Genomic DNA, 13,333 nt, shown 5'->3' with positions numbered 1-13,333 from the left:
AGCTTGCCAGGCGGGATACTCCTTAACAACAAAGAACCCCCGGAGCTCTCGTACCTGCTCGGGGGTTCTTTGGAGTGATCCCTTCCTTGTCCTGGACTCTTTGGTCGGCCCTGGCCCTTGGTCGGCTCTTGGTCGACCCTTGGGCTGTTAATGGTCTATCCTACCACTGTCCTTGGTCTACCTTTGGGCCATACTGGATCTGTACTCGGTCTACCCTGGCGCTCTCCTCGGTCTGCCCACAGCACGCCCTTGGTCTACCCTGGCGCTCTCCTTGGTCTACCCACAGCACGCCCTTGATCTACCCTCGGACTCACCTTGGTCTGCCCACAGCATGTTGATCTACCTCGGGCTGCCCTTAGTCTGCCCCTGCTCGTCCTCGGTCTGCCCGTAGCCGTCCTACTTCTCCGCAGCCTCCAGCCAGCCCCGGAACCGCTCGCGGATACCAGCCGCAAGGCTCTCCAGTCCGGCCAGCTCAGCCAGGCCGGTATGATCCTTACGCCCATGCTCCATCGAGTACAGCACCTGCTTCACCGGGAAGCTGCCCGCGCCGCTCTCCAGCTTAACAATCCGGTCACCGCTTGCCACCCGTCCTTCACGCAGTACCCGGAAATAGAATCCGCTATACCCGGTGGTTAGCACCCGTGCAGGCATGTCCGCCGGTCCGTGCTTTTGCGAGAGCTTGAAGCACGGGAAACGCGGCTGGCTCACCTGAAGCAGTGCAGTACCCACTTCGTAGACGTCCCCGATGCAGACCTCGGTCTCCAACAGTCCGCGCGCTGTGATATTCTCGCCGAAGGCGGAATACTCCAGCTTCCGGCCGAGTTGCTCTTCCCAGTAAGCATAATGCTCAATCGGATAGACACAGACAGCCTTGTCGGGGCCGCCATGGTTCACAAGGTCCGCTTGCCCGTCCCCGGCGAACCCTCCGGCCCGAAGCGCAAGCGGCCCGGCTACCGGCAGTTTGTAGATTCCGGTGTCCAGCGGCTTGCCGCGGTACTCCACCGTCGTCGGCTCGCCTACATTCAGCGAGACGACTTGCATCTTCACTTCAGTCTCCATCCCCTTCTCCTCCCGTCAGCCTGCAGCTCATAAATACTTCATCCACATAACGTCCGCTTAAGTAGAATTCCTCCCGCAGCCGTCCCTCTTCCTCGAATCCGCATTTGCGGTAGAACAGGAGCGCCGGTGTGTTGCAGGAGAGCACCCGCAAGCGCAGCTTGCGGATTCCATGCTCGGCGGCATGGCGCTTGATCTCCGCAAGCAGACGGCTGCCTACGCCCATCCGCTGAAAGCGCGGATGCACCGCAATATTCACCTCGCAGACATGGCGGTTACTCTCCATTCCGCTGGGGCAGCCGAAGCCCACGTAACCGCACAGCTCGCCGTCCTGCAAGGCTACGAGCTGGGAGCCGGGCGGCGCATGCAGCAGATAATCCTCCCGCGAACGCCACATCAGCGGCCCCGGTGTTGTATCCTCCGTCCAGATCATATTATCAAGCACAATCAGCTCACGGACATCCCTGATCTCGGAGGGCCGGATGAGCAGAGCAGAATCTCTGTTAAGTTGTTGCATGTTGTACACCCCTCGCCTTACCCGTCAGTTAATGAAAGGATTAGTTACAGTATGAACATTTATACAGTCTTGCGCTCAAGCTGTACAGCTGAACGGTTAATGTAGGCATGGACCGCAAAGAAGCCCACTGACAGAACCGCCATGCCGCAAGCCAGCCAGCCTGTTGGCGCAAGACCGCCCCTGTCGAATTGAACCCCCATCAGATAAGGGCCGATGACCCGGCCGATTGCGCCGATCCCGCCGCTAAGCCCAAGGTAGAACGGCGCGCTGCGCTGGGCATGCTCTGAGATGAAGGACGGCATCGCCGGAGAGATCAGCATCTCACCTAGTGTAGCCAGCACCATTCCCAGCAGCATCCCCGGATAGCTTGGCATAAACAGAATTACAGCATACCCGGCCAGATAGAACACTGCACTTGCCGTCATCTGTGCGGTTGACGTCTGCGCGAACCCGCGTTTGATCAGACTGACCAGCGGCTGCGCCGCGAAGATTAGCACGCCATTCAGCGTCCAGAGGAAGCCGTATAGCTGCTTCGACCAGCCCTCCGAGATAATAAACGGCGAGACTCCGCTATTCCAGATCGAATTGCCGATTAGGAGGAACATCGAACCCACCGCCATGTACAGATAGATCCGTATATTCCCCAGCAGCTTCCAGCCGGACACTTCGTTCTGCGGTTGCTTTTTCGTTACTGTGCTATGAGCCGGTGCTGCCCCCACCTTGCGCAGATAGACGAAGAAGAAGCAGGCAAACACCGCCGAGGTCACCCCGTTCAGCACAAAGCTTAGCATATAATTGCCCAGGAAGCCGCTCAGGGACGTCCCCAGGGCAACCCCGATATTATTCGCAACATAGATGATATTGAACAGCTCCGCCCGCTGCTCCGCGAACCGGAAGCCGATAAACGCCTGAATGGCCGGGAGTGAGAGCGAGTTGAACAATCCCATCAGACCCATGACTATAATGAATACGCTCCAGCTGCCGCTTGCCCACGGGAGCGCAAACAGGGTCAGGGCGTTCATCGCCAAGGCGCCGACAATCAGCCGGTTCACCCCTACCTTATGGTATAAAGAGCCGCCCAGCAGTTGTCCGGCAATTCCGCCGAGAGACTGCACCAGCAGCACGATTCCCGCGTCCTTCATACTGCGCCCCAGCTCATCGAATACATACATGGTAACCAGCGGCCACATCAGCGCACTGCCGGTTGCATTAATCAGACTGGCAATCAAGAATACTTTAATTTCCTTCGGATAGGCCTGCATAAATCTCATAACTTGTCTGTCATCCCCTGTAACATAGCTGTCATTAATTCATCCAGTATCATCCCAAAACAGGGCGAAGGGCAAGCATACGCATTAACGCTTTATCGCGTGCAACCGACGAATAAGCCAGGTGAAATTCAGCCATCCATTCCCGCCTGCGGCGATATTTATATTCTATAACCAGGCCATTCGCACGTAAAGAAAATCGGATGGTTCAGGGTGATTCGTTCTCTGAAAGCCAGGGTAATAATCCATATGAAACACTCCCTAATTGATTCACCGTGAAGCCCGATTTCGTTCCCCCGAATCGGATTGCACGGTGAATTTTGTTATGTCTGGAAGCGGAGCATCTTCTTATATTCACAAAAAAACACTCCCCGTCCTCCAAGCTCCCCGCAAAGCGGGACGCCGGAAAGCCAGGAAGTGCTTGGGTCAAACTATCACACACGCCGGTGTTAACCGGCTGATTCTTCTTTAAGCGTGTTTCTTCAGCCCTTGAGCGGGGATTCCTTCAACAGATGTTACAGCCGCCGGGTCCTTGCGCAGATAGGCCATCCAGTATGCGGCAGCCACGAAGATCGCGCCGCCCGTCAGATTGCCCAGCCAGACCGGAACGAAGTTGGCGGCATACTGTGCCCAGGTGAAATGTCCTTCAAAGATCGCAGCAGGGATAAGGAACATGTTAGCTACAACGTGCTGGAAGCCGATGGCCACAAACGCCATGGTTGGGAACCAGATACCGAGGATTTTGCCGCTGAAATTGTCTGCCCCATAGGAGAGCCATACCGCCAGAGCCACGAGCCAGTTACAGCCGATCCCGGAGATGAAGGCCTGCAGGAAGGTAGCATCAATCTTATGCTCCGCCATACTTACCAGTTTCTCCAGATACACACCATCTGATGTAAGGCCAACGATGTGACCGAAGAAATAAGCCACGAACAAGGCACCTGCCAGATTGCTGAGAGTAATCAGCACGAGGTTCTTAATGACTTCCCAGAACGAAATCTTCTTCGCAATAAAAGCCAGCGGCACCGCCATCATATTCCCTGTCAGCAGTTCCCCTCCGGCAAGCAGCACCAGGATCAGTCCGACCGGGAACACCGCAGCTCCGATGAAGTTGGCAATCGACCCCCACTCGGCTGGCGCACCTGCAATGACCCGAATATCCAGCAAAAATCCGAGCGCGATAAACGCTCCTCCCAAGAAACCAAGAATAAGTACAGTGCTGAGCGGATTATGCGCCTTCTTAACTCCGTTCTCAACCGTGACCTCAGCGATTCCCTGCGGTTTGTTATAAGCCATGATTCCTATCCCCTTCTAATTACTTAAAATTTGTTCCTTTATGCCATTGTAACGTGATCACAATCACATTTACGTGATAAAAGTCACTATCAGAAAAACAACGTGAAAGTTTTCACTGACATGTCAAATTTACCATAAAATCTGGTGGTGTGGTATACGCAGAAAACCGATGTCTCCCCTAAAGAGGCAGCCCTTCCTCTGGGCATTCCTGTTGGGAATCTATTATTCTTCGTTATTTACGCCCTTTTTTTGCAGTCTGGCAGGACGTTATGCTAGTCGGGCTGGAGAATCCATGCATACCCTACAGCAGACTTCGGAGATGCGGCATCCGGATTCAATCCGGCGCGCCTGCCCATCTGACCAGCCGGTCCCTCGGGTCCGGGAAGTCCATCCGGTTCAATCCAGGAAAGGGGATTAATCCATGAATCCAAACAAGGCAGAAGCAAACAGCAGCAGGAAACTACCCTCACGCGATCCATATGTCTATGTAACTTATGAAATTGACTATCAACTGGCTATGTCGCCGTTATTGATCCTGTTGAAGATCGGAGGCAGCTCTCTTTGTCTATCGCCGCATTCAAAAAAAAGAGCCCTGAATGGGCTCCGGCAGAACATTTTATATTTTACATTTATACATTTATGCGTGTACTGGCTCTTTGACTGCAGCCGGCTTAGGCAGGGCCTGAAGGCCTGCGGTATTCAGGAAGTTCCAAGGCTTGTTGTAGTGCGGCTGGAAGAAGAAGTCGATGAAGGCCAGTTGATCTACGGTCATTTTGTTCTGGATGCACACCGATACGGTATTGATCGACTGTGTCAGATCCATCTTGGACATAATCTGTGCGCCAAGAATGCGGCGGGTAGCCCGGTCGAACACCACTTTGACCTGGACCTGCTCGAAGGTCGGCATGAACTCAGGACGGTAGTTGTCGATCAGCATGACACTTTCAGTATCCATCCCCTCAGCCTTGGCAGCATCCTCAGTCAGTCCGGTTCCGGCAATATTGTCTTCGTATATTTTGATGCCCGAGGTTCCTTGCGTACCCATGTACGGGATCGTGTTCGAGACCAGATTGCGGGCTACCAGAGTTCCCATTCGAACAGCGTTCGTGGCAAGCGGGATGTACGCATGTTTACCGGTCGGGTTGTAATGGATCGCACAGCTGTCACCGGCAGCATAGACATCCGGCAGGCTGGTCTGCATATAATCATTGACCATGATCGCCCCGTTCGGCAGCATATCCACCTGACCCTTCAGCAGCTCGGTATTCGGACGGAAGCCGATGCAGAGAATCACCAGATCGGTCTCATGTTCTCCCTTGCTGGTAATCACCTTGGTCACTCTGCCGTTCTCACCGGCGAAGGAAGCAACCTTCTCGCCAAGCGCCAGCTTAATGCCATGATCCTCAAGTGACTGCTGAATCGGTGCGGTGAATTCTTCATCGAGATATTTGCTCAGAATCCGCTCTTCTCCATCAATCAGCGTAACTTCCTTGCCGTTCATTTGAAAAGCTTCCACCAGCTCCACTCCGATATACCCGGCTCCGACCACAGTGATTCTCTTCACCTTCTGTGCTTCTTCGATAATGGTGTTGGAGTGATTGTAGTTCTTCGAGAGCAGGATACCGTCCAGATTGATTCCTTCCAGCTTAGGCACAATCGGCCACGAGCCTGTGGTCATAATCAGCTTGTCATACGTATCGTCCATTTCCTCGCCTGTAACCAGGTTGCGGGCCTTCAACGTTTTGCGGGCAGTATCTATGTTGATGACTTCATGGCGCATCTTAGTTTGCACACCAAGCGCTGCAAGCTGTTCCGGGGAGGAATAGAATAGTCCCTGCGGGTCCTTGACCACGCCTCCAACATACAGCGCAATTCCGCAAGACAGGAACGATATGTTATCGTTGCGCTCATAGACCGTAATCTGTGCATCCGGGTACAACTGTGCGGTATTAACAATGGCGGCCGTTCCGGCGTGGGTACATCCAATGACTGCTACTTTCATGATTTCTTCCTCCTCCAAGTTGAAAAGCTAATGTATTTGTATTTGTGATTGTTTTCACTTTATACACTGATTATATTGTGATATTTATCACATTTCAAGTGTTTTTGTGATTTTTCTCACATTGTTCACAATTTCAAATTTTAAGTGATCTCTTCAACCTTGCCTTAGTGTCCCCGGGAGGAGGGGGATTATGTCCGTTGTGCGGCAGGAAGCCGAAGGAAACACCGCGCAAGCGGGAACGGCTTTGCCGTCCTTTTATAAGGACGGTATTCGTTTCAGCGGAAATTGAAGGATAAGTTATCGTGTGCAACATATATATTTTATCGCCAAAAAACCTCACCCCCGCAGCATACCGCGGATAGGTGAGGCTATGGAAGATGCGCTTATCGCTTGTCGTTGTTTACTCCAGGCCGGAGATCACGCCATCTTCATCAATCAGCAGACCTTCTGCCGCCGGCTTGGCGGGAAGTCCCGGCATGGTGACCATGTTCCCCGTAATGACTACTGCAAATCCCGCGCCGAGTGACAGCGTGATGTCCCGGACCCCCATAGTGAAGCCTTCCGGCGCCCCAAGCAGCCGCGGCTGATCCGAGAAGGAATAGGGTGTTTTGGCCATGCAGACCTGAAGCTGGTGCAAACCCAGTCTGTCAATTACAGCCAGGCTGCGTTTGGCTGCCGGTGAGAATGCTACTCCTGCACCATGGTAGATCTCGGTGACGATCCGGTTGATTTTGGACGGAATATCCAGACTGTCTTCATAGAGAGGTGCGAAACTCACAGCTTCTTCCTGCGCCAGCAGCTTCTTCAGCTCCTGCGCCAGCGCCTGCCCGCCCGCACTCCCTTCGGCCCATACCTTAGAGACCGCAGCAGGGACCCCCAGCCGCCGGCAGGCTTCCAGCACATCGTCAATCTCCGCCGGGGCATCGCCCTCAAAATGATTAAGCGCCACCAGCACCGGCACGCCGAATTTGCGCAAATTCTCAATATGCCGCTCCATATTGGACAACCCGGAGAGCAGCGCTGCCCGGTTGCCGGCATACAGCTCCTCCTTGCGGACGCCGCCGTTATACTTCAGCGACTTCACCGTAACCACCAGTACAGCGGCCGCAGGCTCCAGCCCGGCCTGGCGGCATTTGATATCCATGAACTTCTCAGCCCCCAGGTCCGCGCCAAAGCCCGCCTCTGTTACCACCACCTCACCAAGCTTCAGCGCGTAGCGGGTTCCAATCACACTGCTGCAGCCGTGGGCAATATTGGCGAACGGGCCGCCATGCACAATAACCGGCGTGCCTTCAAGCGTCTGCACCAGATTGGGCTTCACCGCTTCCTTCAGCAGCGCAGTCATTGCCTCCACCGCTCCGATCTCCTGAGCGGTTACCGGCTGCCCATGCTGGTCATATCCAACCAGGATACGGCTGAGCCGCTGCTTCAGATCAGCAAGATCGCTGCACAGACACAGCACAGCCATAATCTCGGAAGCCGTTGTAATCTGGAAGCCGCTCTCCCGCACAGGTCCGTTGCCGTCCCCAAGCCCGGTCACGATATTCCGCAGGCTGCGGTCATTCATATCCATCACGCGCTTCCAGACGATCCGCTGCGGATCAAGCCCCAGGCTGTTGCCCTGGAAGAGATGATTGTCGATCATCGCCGAGAGCAGGTTATGCGCTGCCGTCACCGCATGGATATCGCCTGTGAAATGGAGATTAATCTCATCTGACGGAACGATCTGCGCCTTGCCGCCCCCGGTTGCTCCGCCCTTCATCCCCAGGCAGGGGCCAAGCGAGGGTTCACGCAGGGCTGCTACCGTTCGGGTACCCGCCGCATTCATGGCCTGGGCCAGCCCGATGGTTGTCAGGGTTTTGCCTTCGCCTGCCGGTGTCGGATTCACTGCGGTGACCAGAACCAGCTTGCCGTCCGGCTTGTCCTTCAGCTCTGCCCAGAGCGACGGGGACAGCTTGCTTTTATATTTACCGTACAATTCCAGATGCTCTTCATTGATCCCCGCTGCCGCTGCTACCTCTGTAATTAACCTCATGCCGTTATGTACCCTCCTGCCGTTATTATCCTGCATCCCTGATTCCTTTATGCAATTCATGTAGTTCGTAGTTAGGTGAAACATTCCTCTTCAAAGGATACAGTGTCTCTGAAAAGATTCAAGGATAATTTTCATACCGGGACAGTTCTGTGCTTCTAACTAACCAGGCAAGGCTACCGTTTGGGTGCACGCGGATTGATGACGAGACGGGCGAAGGCTGGGACGCGCTAAGGATATATCCCCCTCCCCCAGGAAGCAAGTGGAAAAAGGTAGCTTAATTTACCGGTTTCTGAGGAATATACGAAAGGAAGTGGAAAAACAACACTTGCTGGGGTTCATTTTGGCTACAGTGGGTGAAAGGGCCGGAATTAAGTGCTGTTTATACAACTGCTGTTGTAGCAGAGTTCATTCGTTCATCAGTAGGTGCCCAAAATCCAACTGCTATTTCCGGTTACCATCCATACCATCCGATTTCCCCCTACCATTCGACTCCCATCCCTACCATCTGGTTTGTTCAAATCGTTCTTTCGTGTCCCAATCGCTCTTTAAGTATCTCTGGTGCATTCCTAATTACCCACATTACCCAAAAAACTCCCGGACCGCGCCGACCTGCGCCACGATCCGGGAGAGCGTATATAGCCTGGCTTACTTTACTCTGCCCAATCTACTTTCTAATCCATTTCCCCATCCGCTACCGGACCCGTTTCCCCCGGCTTCAGTTCAGCACCGATTCGATAAGTCCCTTCATGCTCTCCGGTGATTCCTTCGGTTCGACGCGCGCGACCACCTGGCCGCTGCGGTCTACCAGAAACTTCGTGAAGTTCCACTGGATATCACTGCTCTCCCCGTCACCCGGCTGCTGCCCCTTCAAATATTGGAACAACAGGCTGGCTTCCGGACCATTTACATCAACCTTGGCGAACACCGGGAAGGTGACCCCGTAATTGATCTGGCAGAAAGCCTCCGCTTCCTCGCTGGTCCCCGGCTCCTGGCCGGCAAATTGGTTACACGGGAAGCCCAGCACTACCAGTCCCTGATCTCCATACTGTTCATACAGCTTCTGTAACTCTCCATATTGCGGAGTAAGCCCGCACTTGCTGGCCGTATTGGCGATCAGCAGCACCTTGCCCTCATAGTCCTTAAACGGCACTTCTGTACCCGAAGGGGTGATTCCGGCAAAACTATAAATCGACATCTCTGCTTCGCTTCCTTTCGGCTGTGTAGTTATGATCCATGTTCATCATGTGGAGCCTTTCCTCTCCATTCTATCCTATTGTCAGCCAAAACCAAATTCCGGCAGGAAAGGCCGCTCTCTCCGCTACTAAGTCAAAGGTATCCTGCAATGCAAACAGGCGGCTCCGCAATCATTACGGGACCGCCTTCTGCCGGATAAGTTATATTTATCGCCTGCCATCTTCTCTGCAAAAGGGTATCTGATACGCCGCCGGACCTTTACTATTTCAGGGATAGGCGCTGCAGCCTCTGTTACTGCTGCACCATCTTCACCAGCATATGGGCCAGCCTGTGGCGCTCCTCCTTGTTCCCGGCCTTCCACAATTCCAGCAGCAGCTTCTCTTCACTATTACGCGGTTCTTCATATGCGGCCAGATAATCGGCGATTTTCTCGGCGGCGATTGCGAGCTGTTCGTCACTGAGTCCGATTTTTTGTGCCAGTTGAATGCGCTTTCCTAAATAAGCCTTAAACTGCTCGAAATTGTTCAGAATCAATTCCTTCTGTCCCGGATCTATCCGGTCCAGCGCATCCGTTACCCGGTTCATCGTTACATTGCCGTCCTTACTCACCACATGATTATGTTCAGACATACAGAACGCCTCCCATTTCATAGTGTGCGGTTTCCCACTACTTAACCAGAGGCCAGGCGGGTGAACCAAGCGAAGAGGCAGGCGAACCAAACGAAGACCCGCAGAGGATGCCGGATGGACAACTGCCTTCTCTCCGCAGGGCAGTGCTTGCCTTAGATACAATGATCTACCCTGCTGGTACGTGGAATAGTAGATCAGGCGGGCTGCGTTCCAGGAGGAAATATAAGGAATATGTATTAAAAAAAACAAAACGGCCCCGCAGAAAACACAGGACCGCCTGTACAGATGTTATTCCGCCACCGGAACGGCATCATAATATTCTTCGAGTGTAATTCCTCGTTCCGTTACAGATGCGGCAATCTCCTTGCCTACATAACGGACATGCCAAGGCTCATAAATATATCCGGTGATCGCCTCCTTGCCTTCAAGGAACCGGATAATATATCCGTATTCAGCGGCATGGGCAGCAAGCCATTCGGCTTCCTTCGTACCGGCAAAGCAGCTCTCGGCAGCACACTTGCCGTCACTGCCGGACAGGTCGATGGCAAGTCCCGTCTGATGCTCACTGTGTCCGGGCAATGCACTGTAGGTACGCGCCTTCTCTTCGCCGTCTCTGTCCACATAGTTATTGAACAGTCTCCGCTGGGTCGCTTCCGAACGGTAGCCGGATACACCGGCCAGATAGATCCCATCTTCCTTGGCTCCGGCGAACATCTCCTCCAGAGCTTCAGCCGCTTCACGCCGCAGCATCCGCTTCTCAATCTTTTCCGAGAAGATAAAAGGTACGTCAGGATAGACCAGATCGGCTGGCTTATATTTCTCTGGCAGACTGTACTGCTTATTGACCATGACCGCGATGCTCTCCGGCTCGGCTACGACCATCTCAGCATCACTAGGATTAGCGGGGGCCGGCTTATCCGTAGCCGCCGGTGCATCTGCATCCTCAGGCAGCGCCGAAGCCTCAGGTCCGGTTCCCGGCTCCGCTCCAAGGTCTGCACCGGTGTTTATATTGGTTCCGTCTTCCCGGGAAGCGGACGGGCTGGTATATTTTCCGATCCCCCAGCCGACAGCAATCACGACGATGAAAAGAATGATAATTTTAGCGGTTTTGGACATGCTGCATAATCCTCCTAAAAGTTGTGTAGACCTGTATCCGTGTTCCGGTATCTATTCTATTAGACAGGCCTAGCGGCAAAAATGTTTCAGTGATGCCTCAGATCACTGCCTGGCATCCCCGTACATAAATATTACCATAGATCAATTGGCTGATGAGCCAACTGCCCTATGGTAACAAGGATTAGCTATAGATGTAAAGCGCCGTTATCTGGACGAGCCGCGTCCGCCGCGTGAACCGCCGCCGGAGCCTCCACTGCGCCCGCCGCGCGATGAGTTCCCGCCGCTGCTGCGTCCGCCCGAGGCGAATCCGCCTTTGCCGCCCTTGGAGCCGCCGCGTGAGCCGCCTTTGGGAGCGGAGGCACTGTAGCCGCCGGCATCGTTGCTGCGTGCTACATGGGCCCGGAATTTGGGGCTTGATTTCGCGCCGCCGGGATTATACCCGGCGCCCGATCCGGCGCCCTTCGAGGCACCGTAGCTGAACCCTCCGGCATCCGCACCTCTGGCTACATTGGTGCTGTAGCCGCTGCTCGGGCCGCCTTGTGCGGCGGCGCCCCTCGCAGCGCCGCCCTTGCCGCCGCGTCCCGCTGCGGCGTTCGCACCGGCGGCATAGCCGCTGGCTGCGCTGTCGCCGCCGCTGGCGAAGGCACCGTAGCCGCCGCCCGGTCGTGGCTTCGCCGCGCTCTTGCCGGCGGAGTCGCCCATCGGCGCAGCCGCGCTGTAGGCGCTGCGCTTACCGCCTCCGGCCGCGCCCTTACGGCTGCGGCCACCGCTTTCCGCAGGCGCACCCCAGCCGCCTGCTTCTTTACCGCCAGCGGCCGCGCCTTTACGGTTGCGGCCGCTGCCTTCCGCAGGCGCGCTCCAGCCGCCTGCTTCCTTGCCGCCGCGTCCGCGCCCGCCCGGACGCCCTGCGGCTTCACCGCGCGGCGCACCGCCGCTGCGGCCCTGTCCGCGGCCGCCACGGCCGGCGCGCGCCGCTTCAGGCGCAGCGCTCTGCCGCCCGCCGCGTGGCGAGCCGCCGCCTTGGACCGAGGTGAATTCGCCTACGCCGAATTCATCCTTCTCGTACCGGCGGCGGTCCAGCCGCTGGGAGATGCCGTGCTCGATCAGTTCGAGCCCGGCGCGCTCGCGCGGCGAAGAGAACGTGATCGCAAGGCCTTTGCCTCCGGCGCGGCCCGTGCGGCCAATCCGGTGGATATAGCTGTCCGCATCCAGCGGAAGATCGTAGTTGAAGATATGGGTGATCCCTTCCACATCCAGACCGCGTGCCGCCACATCAGTAGCTACCAGCAGCTGGAGCTTGGCCTCCCGAAACCGCTTCATGACGGCTTCACGTTTGCCCTGTGACAGATCGCCGTGCAGCTCGTCGCAATCATAGCCGGCCGCCTGCAGCGCTTCATTCAGCTTGATGGCCCGGCGTTTCGTCCGGCAGAAAATAATGGCCAAGTAAGGACGGTCCCGCTCGATCAGCGAGATCAGCGCCTCTTCCTTGTTGCGGTCGGAGCATTCCACCACCTGCTGGCGGATATTATCCAGCGGAATCGGCGAGCCGCTCTTGATAATAATATCAAGCGGCTCCTTCATATAGTTCGCAGCCAGCCGTTTGATCGGGTCCGGCATGGTCGCGGAGAACAGCATCGTCTGGCGGCGGTAAGGCACAGCCGTAATGATCGTCTCCACATCCTCCAGGAAGCCCATATGCAGCATCTGGTCCGCTTCGTCCAGTACCAGCATCTTCACGCCGCCCAGGTCCAGCGTCTCCCGGCGCAGATGATCCAGCAGCCGTCCCGGCGTGCCGATGATCAGATGTCTGCCGCCTTCCAGCTTGCGGAGCTGCTTCTCCACATCCTGACCGCCATAGACCGCCAGAATCTTCACACCCGTATGACGCGCCAGCTTGCGCGCCTCCTCGGTAATCTGCAGCGCGAGCTCACGCGTTGGCGCAAGGATAAGCGCCTGCGGATAAGCCGCCTCTACCCGGATCTTGTCCATAATCGGCAGCAGAAAAGCCAATGTCTTCCCCGTTCCCGTCTTCGCGCGCGCAATGACATCCAGACCCTCCACCAGCGGCGGAATAGCCTCTTCCTGCACCGGCGTCGGCTTCACGATTCCCTGCCCCTTGAGCAGATCGGTTAATACTTCAGATACTCCTAATTCCTTAAAACCCGGCAATTGCTCCACCTCACTCTTTTTCCTAAATTTTCGTTTCATAAAAGTCCGGT

Annotated in this window: 10 protein-coding genes; all 10 read right to left on the bottom strand. The window is 55.5% G+C overall.

Translation table 11 applies throughout. The annotated features are described in order from the left end of the window. Positions 1-396: 396 nt before the first annotated feature. Positions 397-1,059, bottom strand: a complete 663-nt coding sequence (locus HQN87_RS17380) for an MOSC domain-containing protein (RefSeq protein WP_246553135.1) — start codon at positions 1,057-1,059, stop codon at positions 397-399. After that, entirely contained in the window at positions 1,049-1,573 is a 525-nt protein-coding gene (locus HQN87_RS17375; RefSeq protein ID WP_173136016.1) for a GNAT family N-acetyltransferase, read from the bottom strand. Before HQN87_RS17375 ends, HQN87_RS17380 begins: the two co-directional genes overlap by 11 nt. A gap of 59 nt (positions 1,574-1,632) precedes the next feature. Then, positions 1,633-2,844 carry an MFS transporter gene (locus HQN87_RS17370; protein ID WP_173136014.1) on the bottom strand — a complete coding sequence of 404 codons (1,212 nt, stop codon included), beginning with the start codon at positions 2,842-2,844 and terminating at the stop codon, positions 1,633-1,635. A gap of 465 nt (positions 2,845-3,309) precedes the next feature. After that, positions 3,310-4,137, bottom strand: coding sequence for a formate/nitrite transporter family protein (locus HQN87_RS17365; protein WP_173136012.1), 828 nt, complete (start codon positions 4,135-4,137; stop codon positions 3,310-3,312). Between the two features lie 637 nt (positions 4,138-4,774). Next, positions 4,775-6,139: an FAD-dependent oxidoreductase gene (locus HQN87_RS17360; RefSeq protein ID WP_173136010.1), complete on the bottom strand. Its 1,365-nt coding sequence runs from the start codon at positions 6,137-6,139 to the stop codon at positions 4,775-4,777. 400 nt (positions 6,140-6,539) lie between these two features. Further along, the gene (locus HQN87_RS17355; RefSeq protein WP_173136008.1) at positions 6,540-8,174 is read right to left on the bottom strand and encodes a formate--tetrahydrofolate ligase; all 1,635 of its coding nucleotides are present in this window, start codon (positions 8,172-8,174) and stop codon (positions 6,540-6,542) included. A gap of 715 nt (positions 8,175-8,889) precedes the next feature. Then, positions 8,890-9,369, bottom strand: a complete 480-nt coding sequence (locus tag HQN87_RS17350) for a glutathione peroxidase (protein WP_173136006.1) — start codon at positions 9,367-9,369, stop codon at positions 8,890-8,892. Positions 9,370-9,659: 290 nt separating this feature from the next. Then, positions 9,660-9,998, bottom strand: a complete 339-nt coding sequence (locus HQN87_RS17345) for a DUF3243 domain-containing protein (RefSeq protein WP_173136004.1) — start codon at positions 9,996-9,998, stop codon at positions 9,660-9,662. 288 nt (positions 9,999-10,286) lie between these two features. Continuing rightward, positions 10,287-11,114 (bottom strand): M15 family metallopeptidase, encoded by an 828-nt coding sequence (locus tag HQN87_RS17340; protein ID WP_173136001.1) that lies wholly within the window; start codon positions 11,112-11,114, stop codon positions 10,287-10,289. 204 nt (positions 11,115-11,318) lie between these two features. Next, positions 11,319-13,322: a DEAD/DEAH box helicase gene (locus HQN87_RS17335; protein ID WP_173135999.1), complete on the bottom strand. Its 2,004-nt coding sequence runs from the start codon at positions 13,320-13,322 to the stop codon at positions 11,319-11,321. Positions 13,323-13,333 lie beyond the last annotated feature (11 nt).

Source organism: Paenibacillus tritici (assembly GCF_013204885.1).
In the GTDB taxonomy this organism is placed as follows: domain Bacteria; phylum Bacillota; class Bacilli; order Paenibacillales; family Paenibacillaceae; genus Paenibacillus_AQ; species Paenibacillus_AQ tritici.
This window is presented reverse-complemented; position numbering and strand designations above follow the sequence as displayed.